This is a genomic window from uncultured Faecalicoccus sp., assembly GCF_944325745.1.
Lineage (GTDB): Bacteria > Bacillota_I > Bacilli_A > Erysipelotrichales > Erysipelotrichaceae > Faecalicoccus.
In genome coordinates this window covers 15,282-35,324 of record NZ_CALVBG010000009.1, presented here as the reverse complement: position 1 = coordinate 35,324, position 20,043 = coordinate 15,282, and the positions used below count along the sequence as shown (strand labels likewise).

17 protein-coding genes are annotated in these 20,043 nt (G+C 45.8%); 4 read left to right on the top strand and 13 right to left on the bottom strand.

The window, feature by feature from the left end; genetic code table 11:
- The 3 genes from Q0J48_RS02150 to Q0J48_RS02140 form a co-directional block, all read right to left on the bottom strand.
- Positions 1 to 1,148 (bottom strand): aspartate kinase (locus Q0J48_RS02150; RefSeq protein ID WP_296241183.1); only part of this gene is annotated, 1,148 nt, incomplete at its 3' end.
- 105 nt (positions 1,149 to 1,253) lie between these two features.
- Positions 1,254 to 2,384 carry a DUF362 domain-containing protein gene (locus Q0J48_RS02145; RefSeq protein ID WP_296241181.1) on the bottom strand — a complete coding sequence of 377 codons (1,131 nt, stop codon included), beginning with the start codon at positions 2,382 to 2,384 and terminating at the stop codon, positions 1,254 to 1,256.
- 58 nt (positions 2,385 to 2,442) lie between these two features.
- Entirely contained in the window at positions 2,443 to 3,186 is a 744-nt protein-coding gene (locus tag Q0J48_RS02140) for an inositol monophosphatase family protein (RefSeq protein WP_296241179.1), read from the bottom strand.
- Between the two features lie 58 nt (positions 3,187 to 3,244).
- Here Q0J48_RS02140 and Q0J48_RS02135 point away from each other — a divergent pair, with 58 nt between their 5' ends.
- Complete coding sequence (locus Q0J48_RS02135; protein WP_296241177.1) at positions 3,245 to 4,099, top strand: MurR/RpiR family transcriptional regulator; 855 nt, start codon at positions 3,245 to 3,247, stop codon at positions 4,097 to 4,099.
- Between the two features lies 1 nt (position 4,100).
- On the opposite strand, the gene abc-f is transcribed toward Q0J48_RS02135, so the two are convergent.
- The 4 genes from abc-f to Q0J48_RS02115 all read right to left on the bottom strand — a co-directional run bounded on the left by abc-f (position 4,101) and on the right by Q0J48_RS02115 (position 8,872).
- Complete coding sequence (gene abc-f / locus Q0J48_RS02130; RefSeq protein ID WP_296241176.1) at positions 4,101 to 5,564, bottom strand: ribosomal protection-like ABC-F family protein; 1,464 nt, start codon at positions 5,562 to 5,564, stop codon at positions 4,101 to 4,103.
- Positions 5,565 to 5,776: 212 nt separating this feature from the next.
- Positions 5,777 to 7,237: a C69 family dipeptidase gene (locus tag Q0J48_RS02125; RefSeq protein ID WP_296241175.1), complete on the bottom strand. Its 1,461-nt coding sequence runs from the start codon at positions 7,235 to 7,237 to the stop codon at positions 5,777 to 5,779.
- 16 nt (positions 7,238 to 7,253) lie between these two features.
- Positions 7,254 to 8,084 (bottom strand): MBL fold metallo-hydrolase, encoded by an 831-nt coding sequence (locus Q0J48_RS02120; RefSeq protein ID WP_296241173.1) that lies wholly within the window; start codon positions 8,082 to 8,084, stop codon positions 7,254 to 7,256.
- 2 nt (positions 8,085 to 8,086) lie between these two features.
- Positions 8,087 to 8,872, bottom strand: a complete 786-nt coding sequence (locus tag Q0J48_RS02115; RefSeq protein ID WP_296241171.1) for a glycoside hydrolase family 25 protein — start codon at positions 8,870 to 8,872, stop codon at positions 8,087 to 8,089.
- A gap of 54 nt (positions 8,873 to 8,926) precedes the next feature.
- Between Q0J48_RS02115 and Q0J48_RS02110 the strand changes: the two genes are divergently transcribed.
- Genes Q0J48_RS02110 through nudC form a run of 3 tightly spaced genes read left to right on the top strand, consistent with a single transcriptional unit; the run spans position 8,927 to position 12,018 of the window.
- Positions 8,927 to 9,460, top strand: coding sequence for a GNAT family N-acetyltransferase (locus Q0J48_RS02110; RefSeq protein ID WP_296241168.1), 534 nt, complete (start codon positions 8,927 to 8,929; stop codon positions 9,458 to 9,460).
- Positions 9,461 to 9,491: 31 nt separating this feature from the next.
- Positions 9,492 to 11,153, top strand: coding sequence for a glutamine--tRNA ligase/YqeY domain fusion protein (locus Q0J48_RS02105; protein WP_296241166.1), 1,662 nt, complete (start codon positions 9,492 to 9,494; stop codon positions 11,151 to 11,153).
- Between the two features lie 43 nt (positions 11,154 to 11,196).
- The gene (gene nudC, locus Q0J48_RS02100) at positions 11,197 to 12,018 is read left to right on the top strand and encodes an NAD(+) diphosphatase (RefSeq protein WP_296241164.1); all 822 of its coding nucleotides are present in this window, start codon (positions 11,197 to 11,199) and stop codon (positions 12,016 to 12,018) included.
- Between the two features lie 23 nt (positions 12,019 to 12,041).
- On the opposite strand, the gene Q0J48_RS02095 is transcribed toward nudC, so the two are convergent.
- From Q0J48_RS02095 to Q0J48_RS02070, 6 genes are all read right to left on the bottom strand, one after another.
- Positions 12,042 to 14,093 (bottom strand): HAMP domain-containing sensor histidine kinase, encoded by a 2,052-nt coding sequence (locus Q0J48_RS02095; RefSeq protein WP_296241161.1) that lies wholly within the window; start codon positions 14,091 to 14,093, stop codon positions 12,042 to 12,044.
- Positions 14,093 to 14,800: a response regulator transcription factor gene (locus Q0J48_RS02090; RefSeq protein WP_296241159.1), complete on the bottom strand. Its 708-nt coding sequence runs from the start codon at positions 14,798 to 14,800 to the stop codon at positions 14,093 to 14,095. The genes Q0J48_RS02095 and Q0J48_RS02090 overlap by 1 nt, the downstream gene beginning before the upstream one ends.
- Before the next feature lie 23 nt (positions 14,801 to 14,823).
- A complete protein-coding gene (locus Q0J48_RS02085; RefSeq protein ID WP_296241158.1) occupies positions 14,824 to 15,411 on the bottom strand; it encodes a VTT domain-containing protein in 588 nt (195 codons plus the stop codon).
- Between the two features lie 111 nt (positions 15,412 to 15,522).
- On the bottom strand, positions 15,523 to 16,962 hold the full coding sequence (locus Q0J48_RS02080; RefSeq protein ID WP_296241154.1) for a helix-turn-helix transcriptional regulator: 1,440 nt from the start codon (positions 16,960 to 16,962) through the stop codon (positions 15,523 to 15,525).
- Between the two features lie 14 nt (positions 16,963 to 16,976).
- The gene (uvrB, locus tag Q0J48_RS02075) at positions 16,977 to 18,956 is read right to left on the bottom strand and encodes an excinuclease ABC subunit UvrB (RefSeq protein WP_296241151.1); all 1,980 of its coding nucleotides are present in this window, start codon (positions 18,954 to 18,956) and stop codon (positions 16,977 to 16,979) included.
- A gap of 59 nt (positions 18,957 to 19,015) precedes the next feature.
- The gene (locus tag Q0J48_RS02070) at positions 19,016 to 19,993 is read right to left on the bottom strand and encodes an asparaginase (RefSeq protein WP_296241148.1); all 978 of its coding nucleotides are present in this window, start codon (positions 19,991 to 19,993) and stop codon (positions 19,016 to 19,018) included.
- Positions 19,994 to 20,043 lie beyond the last annotated feature (50 nt).

The following is a 20,043-nucleotide window of genomic DNA, read 5'->3' as shown; positions in this document are numbered from 1 at the left end:
GCATCGATCGTCAATGAGATCGAGATCTCGCTGGAAGTGATCATATAATAAGGAATCTCATTTTCTTTTAAAGTATTAAGCACTTTCGATGCGATCCCGCTATGGGTCGAGATGCCTAAGCCGACCAAAGAAAGTTTGATAAATCCCAACATTCTTGTGACCGGATAGTTTTCTCCCACCTTATCCATATTTTCCATGATCGTCCGGCTTTGCTCCTCCGTACAATAGAAAGAAAAATTGGCTTTTCCTTCATCATCGAGCTGTTGCGAGATCGTATCCAGATTGATATTCAGATCCGCGATCACTTGAAACAGCCGCCCCAGGAACACGCCGTCATTTTCAATATGGTTGATGCGCATGATCGCATAATCATCTTTGACACTGATTCCCGTGATCGGCATATCTTCTAGCCGTTTCGTTTTTTCCATGATCCACGTTCCTTTCTTCTTATCCCCTTCCAGAGCTTTTCCCAAATACAAAGGGACCCGATATTTCCCGGCCAATTCCACACTGCGCGTTTCTAAGACCCCCGAGCCTAAACACGCCATCTGCATCATCTCGGCATAATTGATCTCTTTCAGTCGTCTTGCCGAAGGATACAGCCGGGGATCGATCGTATAGACTCCGTTGACATCCGTATAAATATGACATTCCCAGCCCAGTTTGGCGGCCAAAGCCACCGCGGTCGTGTCGCTGCCTCCTCGTCCTAACGTTGTGATCTCTCCATTTTCGGTAGCTCCCTGGAAGCCGGCGACGACAACGACCTTGCCTTCTTCCAAATGTTTTTGAACGTTGGTCAAGTCAATGTCTTTGATACGGGCATGGGCATGGTGATGACTGGTGATAAAGCCACATTGATACCCGGTCAAAGAGATGGCAGGCACACCCAAGGCATCAATGGCCATCGCCAACAAAGTGATCGTACGCTGTTCCCCCGTCGACAAAAGCGAATCCAGCTCTCTTTTATTCATATGATTAGATACTTGAGAAGCCAGCGAGATCAGTTTATTCGTCATGCCGCCCATGGCACTGGCCACAACGATCAAAGTATGACCGGCATCTTTCATCGCTTTGACATGCTGCGCAATGGCCTGGATCTGTTCGATCGATCCTACACTGGTTCCTCCATATTTCTCTACGATTTTCATAATAATTTCCCTATAAAACGGGTATATTTTACCATTCTGTCCAGGAATCCTCAACAAACAAAAAAAACGTTTACGAAGAATCATTCTTCCTAAACGTTTGTTCATTTACATTTTGATCAGTTCGTATTCACGCGTTCCCAAGGCGATTTTTTCGGCATGATCCAAACAGCTTCGCCATTCGGATTCCGGTGCAGAATTCGTGAAGTGATCATGATGATCCTCAAACTCCGGATCTTCCAGATGCCTTGCCAATTGACTGCCCGGCAACGGTTTGGCCGCCATACAGGCATCCACACAAGCCTGATCCAAAGCCAGCGGATCCCGCGAAACAAACATGCCGATATTCGGCAGGATCGGTACATCGTTTTCTCCGTGGCAGTCACAGTTTGGACTCACATCGACAATTAAAGAGATATGCAGACAAGGTCTGCCGTCGACCACCGCTTTGGTGTACTCGGCCATACGACAATTCAAAAGCGCATTGGCCGCATCATTATCGAATTTGATCGCATCAAAATTACATGCCCCCAAACAGCGGCCGCAGCCGACACAGTTCTCCTGGTTGACATGCATCTTGCGTGTGGTTTCATCAAATTCCAAACCGTCATTGGCACATTCTTTTTGGCATTGACGGCAGCCCCGGCAAGATTCTTCGATGATATGCGGTTTGCCGCTGCTGTGCTGATCGCATTTTCCGGCACGCGATCCACATCCCATCCCGATATTTTTGATAGCTCCTCCAAAGCCCGTCATTTCATGTCCTTTGAAATGCGTTAAAGAAATAAACACATCGGCATCCATGATGGCTCGCCCAATCTTGGCGTTTTGGATGTATTCTCCGCCCTGGACCGGAACATCTATATCATCGGTTCCTTTTAATCCGTCTCCGATGATCACCGGACATCCTACCGTCAAAGGCGTAAACCCATTCTGCCAGGCACATTCCAAATGCTCCAAAGCGTTCTTACGGCTGCCGGGATACATCGTATTGCAGTCGGTCAAGAAAGGTTTTCCCCCTAATTCTTTCACGACATCCACAACGGCACGTGCATAATTGGGACGCAAGTAGGAAATGTTTCCTAATTCCCCAAAATGCATCTTGATTGCGACAAATTTACCATCCATGTCTAAATCCGCAATACCGGCACGACGAAGTAATTTTTGAAGTTTTGTCGGTAGTCCATCTCCAAAAGCTTTTGTATGAAAATCTGTAAAATAAACTTTTGCCTTTTCCATTGTTTTCACCTACCCTTTTCAAGCGTATTGTACTTGAGTCTTTTTTCAGAAACAATCATTATTTCAAATAACTTTTGACCTGTTCCAAGATTTCTTCATTACGCGCAAACAAGACCAAGTTGGGTGTGCACGTAAAGAAGTCATCCCGCATCCACAAAGTACCCTGACACGCCATCAAGAACGGGATCCCGCCGGCATAGTCCCAGCACTTGGCATTTTCCGTAACATAAAAATCCAATTTCCCCAAAGCGACTTTGATGATTGCCAGTGCAGCACTTCCCAGTTCCCGATGTCCTCGGGTGATCCGACACAAATCAAAAAGCTTGGGATTCTTATGCATGGTCGCCATACCGGCATCCCACACGCTTTCCGATAACGAACGGACGGCAGGTAAATCTGCGATTTCCTGGCCGTTGATGTAAGCACGCTGTGCAAAGGCATGATAGAGCTTTTCCGATGCGACATCATAAACGATTCCCAAGACCGGCTTGGATTCTTCAAAATATCCTAATGAGATCGCATATCCTTCTTGAGAATTGATGAAGTTGGTCGTCCCATCGATCGGGTCAAGGATCCATACTTTTTCGCTCATCTGCTGCGTTCCTTCTTCGCCAATAAAAGTACAGCCCGGCGTAATTTCCTGAAGGCATTGCCGCAACGCAATTTCGGTATTCTTATCCATCGAGGTCACCAGATCCTGGATCCCGCTTTTTTGATCGATCTGATAATCGACTTGTCCCTTTAACGTCTGGCCGATCTCTCGTACTTTTTCCAACACTTGTTCCACTTGCCGGCTTTCCATAAACATCCACCTCGTTTTCGCATTCATTGTATCATCAATTCTGTGCTATGATGAAGTTATGAAAATCGAAAAACAAATTCTTTCCCGATCCGATCTGACACCATTGGAATCGGAATTAGCCCATTACCTCCTCGCTCACCGGAAGGAAGTGACCGAACAAGATCTGCAGACATTGGCCCGATCTTCCTATACTTCAAAATCCACGATCCTTCGGCTTTGTAAAAAGCTGGGGTATCGCGGTTTTAATGAGCTGAAAGTTCAGCTGGCCAAAGAAAACTTTGAAGACCCTGACCAGCAGGGATCTTTTGATGTGAACTATCCTTTTCTGGCCAAGGATCCCCCTTTAGAGATCGCCAAAAAGATCCAAACCCTTTATCAAACAACGATCAAAGATACATTGGCCTGTTTAGAGGAACAAGAACTTTTACGGGCTGCCCACCTTTTGCACCGGGCCAAAGTGATCGACATCTATACCCATGCCCACAACACAAGTGTAGCGCAATCTTTTCAGGACAAGATGATGACGATCCGCCATATGGTCAACTTGCCGCTTTCCTTTTATTCCCAGCGCTTATGTGCCTTGGCCAGCGATTCCAGCCATGTCGCACTTTGCCTGTCTTATTCCGGAAAAGCTTCTTTCTTGGCACCGATCATCCAAAAGCTCAAAGAGAAGAAAGTGCCTGTGATCTTGATTTCTAAAGTAGGACAAAATTCTTCATCTCTGAAGGCAGATATCCATCTTTCTCTGAGTGACAATGAACAATTGCGGGATCGCATCTCGCAATATGCCAGTCATATGGCAATGCAGTATATGATCGATGTCCTGTACGGCTGTATCTACAACCTGGACCGCATCCAAAACCAGATGATCTTGAAAGATTCGATCGACTTTATGGACGATCGTTCTATTTAACTTATTTTTCTAATACGATCGCTTTCGTGGCGATCTTTTTTTGAAAGAAGGCATCGTGCTCCACCAAGATCATGGTCGGTTGACAAGCCAGGATTGCTTCTTCCAGTTGGATCCGGCTGTAAATATCCAGGAAGTTGAGCGGTTCATCCCAAATATACAGATGGGCCGATTCACATAGACTGCGCGCCAACATGACCTTCTTTTTTTGTCCATCAGAATAAGATTCTAGATCTTGATCAAATTGATTTCGCAAGATTCCCATTTTTGAAAGAATGCTCAGGAATAAACTGAGATCGATATCATATTGGGCGGCATACGCTTTTAAAGACCCCCGCAGACAAGAAGGATCTTGACTGACATAAGAAATCTTCAGATGGCTTGCCCTTTCTAACGAGCCGGAAGTTTTGATTCCTTCCTGACGAATTGCCTGGATCAGTGAACTTTTTCCGCTTCCGTTGCCGCCTTCCAAAAACAGCCGGTCGTGGGCATGCAGATCCCAGGAAACCGGAAGAAAGAGCGGATCCTGATCATAAAAAACCGTAAGATCTTGGGCGTGAATCAGCGTTTTTGAAGGATGAATCAGACATTGAAAAGTCAAAGGTTCCGTTGTTTCGACATCTTTCAACAATCCCTTTTTTTGCCTCATCGCCTCTTCTTTTCTTCGCGCGATATTTTTTGACCGCTGCATCATTTTGGCAGAGCGATGCCCGACAAATCCCTTATCAGCCGCCCCTATTTTGGAAGCCTCGATACGATCGGACCAGCCGGCCGTTCGATAAGCCGATTCCTGCAAGCGGCGAAGTTCTTTTCGCAGGCGTTCATTTTCACCTTTTTCACGCTCTTGTTTCTGTTCAAATGCCGAAAACCAAGTGGAATAGTTCCCGCTTTGGACTTCGATCGAATGACGATTGATAGCCAGGATATGATCGACACAGCCGTCCAGAACCTCGCGATCATGTGACACTAAGATAAAGCCTTGTTTTCTTCTCAGATGGTCACTCAAGGCCTTGCGCGCATGCCGATCTAAATGATTGGTCGGTTCGTCGATCAACAAGAAATTGCCCGGACGAACAAACAAGATCGCCAACATCACTTTTGTCTTTTCCCCTTGCGATAAGCCGTCAAACGAACGCTCCAAGATCATCGGGTCCAATTCCAGATAGGAAAATTCCCGCAAGATCTCCCAGTCTTCGATCATCGGAGCAAACTGCGATACGATCTGCGATATCCACTGGGTCGGATCCGGGATCGAAAAAGGAAAATAATCAAAGGGAACCGAAGACAAGATCTTTCCTTGATATTCCAGATTCCCCATCAGTAAATTTAAAAACGTCGTCTTTCCTCGCCCGTTTCGGCCCACAAATCCCAGTTTCCAATGGGTATCGATCGAAAAATTGACATGATCAAAGATGGGTTCGCTTCCATCATAAGAAAAACTGAGATCTTCCACTTGAATCCTAGCCATAAAATCACCTCCACCCATAAAAAAAAAGCCGGCACAAACAGTACCGGTCATTTCTCTATTTTTCATTTTTAATGCATCAACGTCTCAAACAAAACACACAAAAAAGCGCAGAACTGTTATTCACAAACCCTATTCTTTTGTCCCTCTTTGTTTGAGCATCTTCATCTTATCACCAAGTCCACTATAGCACGATAAAAAAGAAACATCAACGTCTAGGCGTCACTGCGGGCATAAGCATTTTTCATCTGCTCAGTCAACGCAAACAAGACCTTGCCCAATGTATCTTGCGCACATTCTCTGGCCATGGCACAGATCTCTTCGTTGGCTGCTTCACAAATGGCTTGACGTTGGGATGGATCGGTGATTTCTTTGAGTTTTTCATCGGTTTTATAAACGATCTCATGCGCTTTGGCCGCCACCTTGTTCTGATAGCGCTCAATCAGATTGTGCGACTGTTTATAACTGGCATCCGCCATGGCAGCGATCATGCGGCTGGTCCAATAAAAGTTTTCTGTCGTCACTTCTGCCGTCGTATTCGCTACATAGGCCGGCATTTGAGAGACTTGCGGATAGAAAGGAAGCATCACGTTGAATGCGTTGGACGCAAACGCGATCCATTCCAAGACCTCTTTGTCTGGCCGATGTTGGATCAGACCTAAAAAGCTTGTGCGGTTGACCCCGATCGAACGATACATCCCTGCCTGAGAGCGATCGCCATATCCTTTATAAGGGTCATAAGGCGTTCCCTGGAAAGTGGAAGAAAGAACATATTTTACATCTTCGACCGTGATCTTTTTCTCCGGAGACATGCACCAGGGAAGATCATCAGATTCCGGCGTATAGTCTGCTCCTTCTCCTTCCCACTTTTTGGTATGCGGATTCAAAACTTTCTCAATATACCAGGCTCTAGGTGTATTGTACACATGATCCGCATCATCGTGGGAACCAAATGCAGCCCGTGGGTCAAACTCAGAATCGAAAGACAGATTCAAATGAAAACGATCGATAAAATCTTTCAAATCTTTTGAGCAGCAATAATTTTCTTGCTTGCCTAAGGCATCTTCCAGATCAAAAGTATCGATGCCAAACTGATTCGGCATCGCCACATAAACATCATCAGGGACCTTGCGGGCAATCCAATGATGGCCCCCGATCGTTTCCATCCACCAGATCTCATCCCCATCCGAAAAAGCGATCCCGTTCATTTCATACGTCCCGTATTTCTCCAGCAGAGATCCTAAACGAAGCACACCTTCTCTAGCACTGCGGATATAAGGCAAGACCAGGACCACAAAATCTTCTTCTCCGATTCCGCCCGGCGTCTGCGTTTGCGGATCATAAGCCACCAGGGGATCAGCCCCTAAGACCCGAGGATTGGACGTGATCGTTTCCGTGGCACTCATGCCGACGCCGGCTTCATTGACACCGCAGGCTGCCCAGATTCCTTCTCCTTCCACCGCATTGGGAACCGCGGTATAGCGCATCGGGTTTTCGGGAAGATCGACGATCGCATGCGAGATCACACTTTCATATTTTTTCGGTTGTTCTTGCGGATGCACCACGACGCATTTTTTGGCCGTATAAGAGCCTGCCGCAGAGTCATCGTTCCTGGCAATCATGCAGGAACCATCATAGGTTGCGTTTTTTCCTACTAATATTGTCGTACAAGCCATTATTCATCCCTCCATTTTAAAGCTTGATTCTTTGTCCCGTTGTCAAAGGCTGGATTTGTTCTTTCAAGATCTCTTTTAAAAGCTGATAAGAGATCTCTCCGGTACAATGCCCGGTATAAACATATCGAATATATTCTTGAATGTATTGCGCTTGGATCTGGATCTGTTCCTGGGAGAAGCTGGTGCCCTGTTCATCTTTTTGAAGCGACTTCATATGCAGTCCCCCTATATAGGCATAAACCGGACGATTCATCTTGCGACGGATCGGTTCCACGATATTTCGCAATCCCGCATGGGAACAGCTGTTGAAAATGACCAGCCCGTTGGGGGTATCGAACACCAAGCTTAACTCATGCGAAAAAGTATCGGGTACAAACTGATCATGGCATTTGCGATACATTTTCTTCATTCGCAAACTTTCTAGATCTTTATCGACCTCATCGAGAATCAATACCCCTTGTGCATCGATGCGCGTATCTTTGTCGATCAATTGAAATCGGTCTTGAAGAACTTTCAGTTCTGGACTCAATCCAATATAGTGGATCTGCCCTTTCGAACCGGAATAATAGTCTTCAAAAATCGTATGAGAGGCCCAGATCTTGCGGTCAGGATACCGCTTCAGATAAGCCAGAAAACCGTTGCCGTGATCATAGTGTCCATGTGACAAGATCGTATGATCGATCCGCCCCAGATCTTCCTGCAGACTTTGGGCATTCTTTAAAAAATCTCCGCTTTGTCCGCCATCCAACAAATATCGTCTTCCTTCTTGTTCGATCAAAAGACTCAGACCATGTTCTGCATAGAACATCGGCGGTCCTGTATTTTCAATCAATACCGTAATTTCCATTTCTACACCTCTTTCAGGCGGATGTTCAGATCGACATCGCCTTGGATCCCGGCTACCTGCCCCGTCTGCGAATATTGCCAGATCGTAAAATGTTCGGTCATATCCGGGGTTTCCTGATACGCGGCATACCAGATGGCTTGATCAAGGATCCGCTCATGGTCCAGATGCTCATGCAGCCAAGTATAGTTGCCGTAGATCATCGATTCATAGCCGGCGTTTTCCATCGCATCGCAAAAGCGCAAGGCCAAATCGGTTTTTTCTGTCGCGCTCAAGGAGTTGATCCGTCCCTGATCATGATCAAAGATCTCCATATCGTAGACCACCGGCAGATCGATCTGAATTCCTTCCAGTCTTTCCAAGACAAAATCGATCTCTTCTTGAAGCTCCTTTTGATCGATTGCACTGGAATACCAGTAAATGCCCAGTTCCAGACCGGCATCTTGCACTCCCTGAACGTTAGCCGCAAAGGTTTCATCTTCATGAAGTTTTCCTTCGATCCCGCCGCGATAACCCAGGCGAACAAAGGCAAATTCTATGCCGTCGTCTGCCACTTGCCCCCAGTCGATCTGCTGGTTGTGTTCGCTGACATCGATTCCTATCGATGTTTCATAGGCAGGATCCTGATAGCTCATGCGATCCCCTTCCAAGACAAAAAGTGCAGGATCATAGGGTTCTGGCTTGTCAAAAAAGATTTTCCGGATTCCGATCCCGATCGCCGCCACTGCGATCAGGGGGACCAAAAGTACGATCAGCAGCCGTCCCCAGCGAATTTGTTTACGTTTCTTCATGGTACGTATTGTACCATTTTGAACTCCTTCTGAAAACATGATAGAATGAGAGACATGGAATTATATTATAAGGAAACAACCACAAAAGATCCTCAGATCCTCGATCTCTATCTCGATGCATTCCCCCCAAAAGAACGCGTCCCGTACGCGGACTTGTTGCGGTGGCCCGGCTCTCATCTGGTCGGTGTCTATGCCGATCCTGAGCACACGAAACTGGCGGGAATGATCGACTGTCTGGACTATAAAGGCATTTGCCAGGTTCGCTATCTGGCCATTGATCCGGCTTTTCGCAGCCATGGTCTAGGTTCTCAGATCCTGGCATGGATCAAAGAAGAGAAAAAAGAGTCGATCATTGCGATCGATGTGGAATCCGATCAAGTAGAATGTGATAATCTGGACCAGCGCAAACGCCGGAAAGCGTTTTACTATCGCAACGGCTTTGTCGACAGCCCGGATTCTTATCGCTGGAACGGGGATGTATTTGAGATCCTGGTTGCCAACGGCACCTTGCAGCCCGGTACCTTTGTGGCTCTTTGGAAAGAGCTTTTCGCCAGCCAAAATCCCAATGAAAAACCAAAACGGGTATGATATACTGATGTAACACGAAAGGATGAGTCCCATGGAAACAAATGAAGGAAAAAATTTTATTGAACGAATCATAGATGAAGACCTCCAAAACGGCACCTATCGTTCGGTCGTGACCCGCTTCCCGCCGGAACCAAACGGATATCTGCATATCGGGCACGCCAAGAGTATCTTGTTGAACTATGGACTGGCCAAAGAATATGGTGGAAAATTCTATCTTCGTTTTGACGATACCAACCCGACCAAAGAAAAAGTCGAATTTGTGGAATCCATCAAAAAAGACGTTGAATGGCTCGGTGCCCACTATGATGGTGAAGTCAAGTTCGCCAGCAACTATTATGATCAAATGTATGAAGCCGCTGTGAAGCTGATCAAAAAAGGCAAAGCGTATGTCTGCGATCTGGATCCAGAACAGATCCGCGCTTACCGCGGCACCTTGACAGAACCGGGAAAAGATTCCCCTTACCGCAATCGCTCAATTGAGGAAAATCTTCAGCTTTTCGAAGCGATGAAAAACGGCGAATTTGAAGATGGAGCCAAGGTATTGCGTGCCAAGATCGATATGGCTTCTCCAAACATCAATATGCGGGATCCGATCATTTATCGAATTGCCCGTCAAACTCATCACAATACCGGCGACAAATGGGTGATCTATCCCATGTATGACTTTGCGCATCCGATCGAAGATGCGATCGAAGGCGTAACCCATTCCATCTGTACTTTGGAATTTGAAGATCATCGTCCTTTGTATGACTGGGTTGTTCGCGAAGTCGGTTTTGAACAGCCGCCCAAACAGATCGAATTTGCCAAGATGTATCTGACCAATGTCATCACCGGGAAACGTTATATCAAGCGCCTGGTCGATGAAAAGATCGTCGATGGATGGGACGATCCGCGCCTGGTGACGATTGCCGCCTTGCGCCGCCGCGGTTTTACACCAGAATCGATCCAGATGTTGATGAGTCTGATCGGTGTCACCAAGGCCAATTCTTCCAGTGACTATGCGTACTTGGAATACTGCCTGCGCGAAGATCTGAAACCTAAGGCCCCGCGTGTCATGGCGGTTTTGGATCCCATCAAACTGGTGATCGACAATTATCCAGAAGATACATTTGAAATGGTGGAAGGAAGCATCAATATGGATGATCCGAACGCCGGCAAAAAACAAATTCCTTTTGAACGAGAATTGTGGATCGAACGAGAAGATTTCATGGAAAATCCTGTCAAAAAATATTTCCGGCTTTTCGTCGGCAACGAAGTTCGTCTGATGAATGCCTACTTTGTCAAATGTACCGGCTTTGAAAAAGACGAAAACGGAAATGTGACCGTGGTTCATGCGACTTATGATCCGGAAACCAAGGTCGGTTCCGGCTTTACGGGACGTAAAGTCAAGGGAACGATCCATTGGGTCCCTGTCCATCATTGCATACAGGCTACGGCTCGTCTTTATGAAAACCTCGTCGACGAAGAAAAAGGAGTCTACAATGAAGACGGCAGCTTGAACTTGAATCCAAATTCATGTAAGGTCGTTGAAACGTGCTACGTCGAGCCATTTGTCAAAGGCGCCCAGAAACAAGACAAATTCCAGTTTGTTCGAAACGGGTATTTCTGTGTTGACGAAAAAGATACGACCGAAGATCACCTTGTCTTTAACCGTATCGTATCTTTGAAAAGCTCATTTAAATTACCAAAATAAGGTTTGGAGATCCCAAACCTTTTTTCAAAGGAGAGACTACTTTATGATCCAAGATATCGCACCGCATACATTCAATAATGCGTTTCAAAAGATCTTGCCCACACCCGAAAGCTATATCCTTGCTTTTCGGGGAAAAGAAGCTTTGAGTCAAGCCGAAAACGATCAGATCCGCTGCCCGCAAGCCAAAGAGCTGGATCTTGATCTTTCTCAGGCCATCTATTTATTTTCAATCGACCAGGATCCTTATTTTCTGGTCATGGATGTTCCAGAACAAAACCATTATTCTTACCAGGAACTGCGCCCGTTAACGCGCGGTAAACCTCATCATTTTGGCTTTGCCTATGCGACTGGATTCCATCTGTATGACTGGTATCGCCATCGTCAATTCTGCGGCCGGTGCGGTCATGCTCTGGTTGCCAGCCAAACAGAGAGAGCTTTGGTTTGCCCGGCTTGCGGCGTGATTGAATATCCGCGGATCTTCCCGGCGGTGATCATTGCCCTGACCCATCAAGATCAGATCTTGCTGGCTCAATATCCCGGACGTTCCAAACAAGTCTTGTTGGCGGGATTTGTCGAGATCGGAGAAACATTAGAAGAAACGGTTGCCCGCGAAGTTTATGAAGAAGTGGGCCTTCGCGTCAAAAATATCCGGTATTATAAATCGCAGCCTTGGGGAATTGTCAGTGATGTCCTGGCAGGATTCTATTGCGAACTGGACCACGAAGATGATATCCGCCTGGATACCCGCGAACTTCAGATGGCCCATTGGGTCTCGCGCCAAGACCTGCAATACGGAAAAGAGAATCTTGACGGTTCTTTAACTTCGGAAATGATCTATCGTTTTAAGATAGATGACTATCGATAGAAAAGCTGCGGAACTCCGCAGCTTTATTGTTGAATATTGAAAGTAACGATCGCTTTGAAGACATCTCCATCTAAACCAATTTCAAATTTGCCATTTTGGACCTCGCAGAAGCTCTTGACAATAGCCAAACCTAAACCGCTGCCTGGTTCATGACGCGATTCATCCGCCCGGACAAAGCGTTCCGTGATATCTTCCGGATCAAAATCCAAGGGTGTCTTCGAGATATTCTGGATCGTGATGATTGCCTGCTCTTTGACCTTTTCAATTCGGACAAAGACACGCGTATGAGAAAGTGCATATTTGGATACATTGGAGATCAGATTCTCAAAGATCCGCACCGTTTTATCCCCATCCAATTCACAGAGAATCGGATCCTTGGGTTTGCGCAGAACGGGAATCAATTGCGCATTCTCCAATAGTTTCTCATTTTCTACCAAGACTTGTTCGACCAAAGAAACAATGTCTACCGACTGAAGGTGTAATTCAATATTTCCCGAATTGGCTTTAGAGACTTCAAAAAGATCTTCGATCAGCTTGCTTAAACGATCCGCATACTGGTTCAAACGTGACAAGTATTCGCTCTTCTCTTCTTCCGAAAGTCCGGGATCTTCCAACAGTTCCAAATAATTTTTGATCCCTGTCAAAGGGGTCTTCAGATCATGAGAAACATTGGTGATCAATTCGGTTTTCATATTTTGTGAGCGCACTCTTTCCTTCACGGCCACTTCAAAATCTTCCTGGAGGGTATCGAGTCTTTCCTGGAGCGCCGGCAAGATCTCGGTCTGTTCATCTTGATCGATCGAAAAGTCGCCTTGTCCCATGCGGTCCATGCGAACCAGGAGTTTATTGTACTCTTCGGTCAATTCTTTCGCTCTTTTCATCAACAGAAAATACGTACAAACCCCATAGACCAATGCCAAAAGCCAACCCCAAAATAAACTCAGTACAAAGACAATGATCGTATTGAATAACACCATTTTAAAGATCAAACTTTTTAATTTCCCATCCAGATCATAATTTTTTGGATTTTTTAGATCCGCGATCCATTTTACGATCCAGCTGCCGATCCACACATCTTCTTTTAAAAAGCGGATCGGGCCAGAACAAAGAGCATACTTAACATAATACAGACACAGACCGATCATGACCATGGACAAAAAATAGGAAATAAAATTCAAGACCCCGGCCCAAAGCACCGGCATAGGCAAGCCAAATCGCGCCATGGCCGGCAAGAGTCTTCCATCCAAGGTCAAACCGATACAATAGATGCCCAATAAAATGATCATCGAGGTGACAAATCCCAAAAAGACCACATTGAATTCAGCTTTCCATCCTAACAAAGTCTTAAACGGCTGCACCAGACTTAAAGAGCGATAGGAGGCCAAAAGAATATAGAGTCCCACCACAACAGTACCGGCCAAAAAGGCGATGATCGTAAAAGGCGCCCATAAAGATTCGTTATAGATGCAGTTATAGACAACCCCTTTTTTCTCCTTCATCTCTTTAGGGATCCGAATCTCCACATTTAGATTGGAAGGCGGTATGATCTCCACATTCATGTAAGTGTCCTCTTCATAGCCATAGGCAAAGACCATATCATAAAGCGGATAAAAATAATCCATTGACAAAAAACTGAAATCCGGGACACTCATCGTTCCTTCCTGGGTGAGATGACCCCCTTGATCATAATTCAATACGCCATAGAATAAACAATCCTCGATGGACAGATCTTCATCAAATTGGCGCTCATCAGTTTTTTGGCCCGAAGATACCCGATAAAAGAAATTGGGATCATTATCCAATTCATAGGTGGCTCGCCGCACATTGTCTTGGATGCCGCGATCGATCTGTTCCTGGAAGTCTTCATCTTCACATTGTACTAAAGAATACTCCGGATCCATTTCCATCATTTTTCCGACAAGCAGCCATTGAATATCTTCTACCAAATAGGAGTCGGCATCTTCTATATTGGAGGTAGCCTGCGGATCCAGACGCGGCATCAAAAAAGAAACCAGTCCGGAACATAAAGCACACACCAAAAAGAAACCTGCCAAAAGTCGATAACTCTTTTTCATCATGATTCCATCCTTTCAATCTTATAGCCGATTCCCCATACCACTTTGATATAGAGTGGTCTTTTGGGATCGACTTCGATCTTTTCCCGCAGCTTTCGAATATGGACCATGATCGTCTCGGTGTTGATGGCCTCTTCTTCCCATATAAGTTCATAGATCTGTTGAGCCGAATAGACCCGCCCCGGGTTTTTCATCAACAACTCCAAGATCTTAAATTCTTTCGGCGTCAAATGCACCAGCTTGCCGGCCACCCGGACTTCCTTTGTCAAAGGATCCAGTTCCAGATCGCCAACGACAAGACAGGAATCTTTGGATTCTTGCCCTTTTTTCAAAGCCAGGATCTGTTCGTAACGGCGCAGTTGGGCTCGTACTCGAGCAATCAGCTCTGTCGATGCGAACGGTTTTGTGATGTAATCGTCGGCACCAATATTCAAGCCGTGGATCTTATCCACTTCTTCACTTTTCGCACTTAAAAAGAGAATGGGAAAATCATGCGTTTCTCTAGCCTTCATGACCATCGTGATCCCGTCCATGACCGGCATCATGATATCCACAATGGCCAAATGGATCTCTTCTTTTTCTATCAGTTCTAAGCCTTCTTTTCCATTGGCGGCATCCAGCACCCGATAGCCTTGATTTTTCATATAAATACAGATCGCTTTACGGATCCCTGTTTCATCTTCTACCACTAAGATCGTATGTTCCATATTCACTCCCCCTTGAATAATCTTTAAAATAACCTGGCAATCTCTTGGAATAAAATCGTCAATCCTTGACTGTATAAAATCAAACCGAACGGTTTACACAATAAAATAATAGCGATAAATCGCGCCGTTGTCATTCTGGTCAAACCAGCGATCATGCATAAGAGATCATCGGGAAAGCCCGGCATCAAGATCGCAAAGCTGAAAAACCGATCAAATTTCTTGCCCCGATCCAGCCAGCCGATGTATTTATCCATCGTCTTTTGATCCGTGACCTTCTGGATAAAGGGTTTTCCATAAACTTTGACAAGCCAGAAAACAATCACGGAGCCAATGCATAGGCCGACATAATTCAGAAGAAAACCGCCGATGTTCCCAAAACAGATCACACCGATGGCACTGGTCACACCACCGGGGATGACAGGAATCACAGTCTGGAAGATTTGAAGTCCCACAAACAGGACCGGTGCCAAGGCCCCGGAGTGCACCAGCAGAGTTTGCAGCTTGGACGGATCCAACAGATAGCCTTCTTGAAACAGAAAGACGAAGAACCATAGGCAAATCCCCGTCATAATGATGGTCAAAAATGTGATCCATTTTCTCGAATCCGTCATCTGCCCCCTCCTTTTCATCTATTAAGATACCGGAGAAAAGTAAAGGTCTTTGGTAAAAAGTCTTAAATTTTTCTAAAGATGAAAAAAAAGACTGGTCAAATCGACACAGTCTTAGATCGAATATTGAAGCTTATTCAATTTTTCCATTGTTTCTTCCGGCGTGAAGAATCGGTCAGGATCCATCGTTTCAAAATAATCTTTGAAGGAGGCCAGAAAGCCAGGATGTTCTAACGATAATAAGATCACTTTACCGCTATGGGTCATAAATTGGATAAAACCCATGGAATCAGACAGATTGACGCGGATCCCATTCACGATGGTTCCCATGTTTTCTTTTAACAGTTTGTATTCATATTGATTCGCTTTTTGAAGAAAACGAGAATAGATGCGTTTACGATCATCCATCTCCAATGGCGAATAGAGATCTTGCGGGAATTCATCAAAGACCCCTTCTTCCAAAAAGCGCTTTATCCCATCCAGACTAAAGATCATCTTGGGATGCACCAAGGCATGACGCTGACGAATGGCCGTTATATACTGATCGAGAAGATCGATAAATCCTTCTCTTTCCGGAAGCTCTGGCGTCAGATACTTCTCGATTTCCCGCCTTGTCAAAAACGGCATCAGGCAAGGCAATAAAGAAAAATGAATCTCCGAATCGGTCTTGGCCTTTAATAATTCCTGATTCAGATGCAGCTGTGACAACCCATCTTGTACCGGGATCAAAAGAACATTGGTCCGCATCCATAACCGGTCAAAGATCTCGGCCATATATGCGATCATGTCCGGATCTTGGTAGATGATCCCTTCTTTATAGTCTTCCGAGATCTGTAAAGCGTATTCTGTTGTGACAACCCAATAAGGAAAAGGCGGAAAATGCGAACGAATCGACTCCCCCGAATAATAATAAGACGTTTGATAGTCGATCAGCCGATCCGCAAACTGGGCATACATGGAAACTACTTTCGATAGATACAAAAAATTTTGATCATTTTTATAATCCGCCGCATTTTCATAACGGACAAACGGCAAGATATGTTTGACCTGCGTTCCGGATCTCAGCTGCGCAAACAAGTTTTCAAAACCAGGAAGTTCCGGTGTCCCCAAAAAGCGGATCACACCTTTCCCGCTTTCTTTTTCCTTTTCATTGATTTGATACAACAAGTGTTCCAAATTGATCGCATTGGTCTTTAAAGGCATCACCGGACGATTCATGGCCGGCAGATTGCTGGCCTGAAACGAAGGCATCTCAACCAGAGAAGGGTTGGGATCAAACGACTCCAGAAACAGCTGTACATTTTTACGACGATAATATCGCTGCGGGCTGATCAAAGAAATCGAATACAGTTCCAACAACTCATTTAACTCATAAGGAGAAAGCTCCAAATATTGTCCGATCCGGATGACCAGATTTTTCGATGGGGCATTTCGCTGCCCCTGAATGATCTTATGTAAACTGGAACGATCGATGGAAAGATATTTTGCCATTTGAAATTTATTGACTTTTTTCTCATTGACATAACTTTCCAACATTTGCGAAAACTCAGACATAGACAAACCTCCGTTTAGTCTTTTTCTTTTAATTCAAATAATATATCGCGCAGCTGGGCCGCTCTTTCAAAATCAAGCGTACGCGCAGCTTCCCGCATCTCTTTTTGGATATTCTCCAACAGTACTTCTTTTTGTTTAGCGGGCATCTTCTTTTTCTTCAGATAACGAGCCGCCATTTCTTTGGTTTCTTTCGAACGAACGACATCGTGGATCGGCTTGATGATCGTCTTCGGCACGATTCCATGTTTTTCATTATAGGCAATCTGGATCTGACGGCGACGGTTGGTTTCATCGATCGCATACCGCATGCTTTCGGTGATCGTATCCGCGTAAAGGATGACCTTGCCTTCGGCATTTCGCGCCGCTCGTCCAATGATCTGGATCAGCGAACGCTTGCTGCGCAAGAACCCTTCTTTATCCGCATCCAAGATCGCAATCAAAGAAACTTCCGGAATATCCAATCCTTCACGAAGCAAGTTGATCCCGACCAATACATCGTATTTCCCCTGACGAAGATCATGAATGATCTCCGTTCGCTCGATCGTCGTCACTTCGTGATGAAGCCAAGCCACTTTCAGATCCATATCCTTCAGATAAGCCGTCAAGTCTTCTGCCATACGCACGGTCAAGGTCGTGATCAATGTTCTCTGGCCTTTTTGAATGCGGTCTTTGATCTCATCCACTAGATCATCGATCTGACCTTCGATGGGCCGGACTTCAACTTCCGGATCCAAAAGTCCCGTTGGGCGAATGATCTGTTCGATCACTTCCTGATGCGTCTGTTCTAATTCCCAATCGCCCGGAGTGGCCGAGACAAAGATTGCCTGATCGATCAGGCTTTCAAACTCGTTGAAACGCAACGGCCGATTGTCCAGAGCGCTGGGCAGGCGAAAACCATATTCAACCAAAACTTCCTTACGGGCCCGGTCCCCATTATACATGCCGCGGATCTGCGGCAAAGAGACATGGCTTTCATCCACAACCAAAAGAAAATCTTTCGGGAAATAATCAAAGAGCGTATACGGTCTTTCCCCTGGTTTTCGTCCATCGATGTGTCGGGAATAATTTTCGATGCCCGGACAGACACCAAATTCCCGCAAAGCTTCAATATCATAGCGGCAGCGCTGTTCTAAGCGCTCTTTTTCCAAAGGCTTGCCCGCCTTATCAAAATAATCGAGACGTTCTTCCAGTTCTTCTTCGATCGTATGAGCAGCCCTTTCCATCACATCCATGCTGGTGGCATAACCGTTGGCCGGATAGATGATATAGACAGAGTAAGCTTGTTTGACTTTGCCGGTCACCGGATCCACTTCACAGATTCGCTCGATCTCATCGTCAAAAAGCTCAATACGGATCAAATAAGAATCTGTATGTCCTGGTGTGATCTCGATCACATCGCCGCGAACCCGAAATGTCCCGCGCAGCGGATCGGTATCATTGCGTTTGTATTGTTGAGAGACCAAAGAAGTCAAAAGTTCTTTGCGGTCGATCGTCTGGCCGGTCCGCAAAGTAAAGATCATGTCCCGATATTGATCTGGGTTGCTGGCGCCATAGATCGAAGCCACACTGGCGACAATGATTGTATCACGGCGTTCCAAAACAGAATTGACCGCAGCCATACGAAGCATGTCGAGCTCTTCATTGGTCTTTGTATTTTTATCGATATACGTGTCGGTTTTCGGAAGGTATGCCTCCGGCTGGTAATAATCAAAATACGAAACAAAGTATTCTACCCGATTGTGCGGAAAGAACTCTTTGAATTCGGAATACAGCTGTCCTGCCAGCGTTTTATTATGGGCAAATACAAGGGTTGGACGATTCACGGCCGCGATCACATTCGAGATCGTAAATGTCTTTCCGGTCCCGGTAGCCCCCATCAGCACTTGGTATTTTTTATGGGCTTGTAACCCTTCCACCAAAGCCTGGATCGCCTGCGGCTGATCTCCGCTTGGTTGATAGTCCGATACTAATTCAAACTTTTCCATATGCCCCATTATACAATCATCTAAGATCAATCTCAACGCATACAAAAAGTGCTGTCCAAAATCCAGCACTATAACGTTTCAAACCAATTTTGTATCGTTTCTTTATCGTCCGTTTTCATCATCGCCAGCATCAATAAGATCCTGGCCTTGTGCGCCGGGAAAGTGTAGGCAGAGATCGTATCATGATTGGGATCAAAGAACGCCGAATCAAAGACGATTCCCTTCGGCACCCGGCTGGCGCGTACGATCAGATGATCTTTGGCCAGCTCATGGATCGCTTTTTGCCAGACCTGGGAATAGTTTCCGCTGCCGCTGCCGGCAATCACCAATCCTTTAGCATTTTGACATAGAGCACGAAGAGTATCTCCATCGCCGTCACAATGCCAATAGGCAATGTTGACTTTAGGAAACTCTTTGATTTCCAGATCTGAAAACGGAGACGTCAATGTATGCGCTCGTTTGGAGCGGTTCAAAAAATAAACCTGGTCATCGCGCATATAGCCCAAAGATCCAAAATGATCGATCTCAAAGGCATCCGTCTTATAACTGTTGGTCTTGCGGATATCACGCCCCGAATAGATCGTATCCGAAAAAACCGCCAAGACCCCTGCTCCTTTGGCTTGGTCGCTGGCAGCCAGGGCCACCGCCTGGTATAAATTCATCGGACCATCGGCACTGGCCGACGTAGCCGGACGCATCGAACCGGTCAATACGATCGGAATATCAGTATGAAGCGTCAAATTCAAGAAAAAAGCCGTCTCTTCCAACGTATCCGTCCCATGGGTCACAACGATCCCGTCTGTTTGCGGATCCTTGGCCACTTCATGGATCTGATTGCGCAGTTCGATCCACCGCTGCTGGTTCATTTCATTACTGTCGACATTGCACAGCTGGATCGTTTGGATCGAAGCTAAAGATCGTATGGCCGGAACGCTTTTCAAGATCTCTTCCACGCTGAATCTTCCGGCCGCATATTCAGCCGCTTTGCCAAATTCTCCGCTGCCGGCAATGGTGCCGCCCGTTGCGATGATCACGATATGTTTCATGTTTTCAACTCCTGTCGTTTCGATGATACCGCGTTTCCTTTTCAAATGAA